The sequence below is a fragment of the Salinimicrobium oceani genome (assembly GCF_012037645.1).
In genome coordinates this window covers 1-283 of sequence record NZ_JAAVJR010001652.1, presented here as the reverse complement: position 1 = coordinate 283, position 283 = coordinate 1, and the positions used below count along the sequence as shown (strand labels likewise).

At 41.7% G+C, this 283-nt stretch carries 1 protein-coding gene; it reads right to left on the bottom strand.

Annotated features, from left to right (window positions below; translation table 11 throughout):
• Positions 1–17 precede the first annotated feature (17 nt).
• A complete protein-coding gene (locus HC175_RS23475; protein ID WP_317172409.1) occupies positions 18–221 on the bottom strand; it encodes a transposase in 204 nt (67 codons plus the stop codon).
• Between the last annotated feature and the right edge of the window lie 62 nt (positions 222–283).

Here is a 283-nt window from a genome sequence, read left to right as displayed (position 1 = left end):
GTGGAGAATGAGTGTTTTTAGGCACTCTTCTTCCCGATATTATGTGCCAGGGAATGTAATCCGAACTCTAATTCCACTTTATCAAGTCCGCGGTGAGTAAATCGTTTAAAATTTCGTTTGTGCTTAACATGGGCAAAGACCGGCACAACACCGGCGGTTCGTTTTTTAAGCTTGGATTGACCTATTTCTGATAATAGATCCTCCCGAGCATTTTGTAGGATGATAACTGGGTTGTCCGTCTTTACTATAGGCTTTGATTAGTGGCTTTAGATCCAGATGTTCA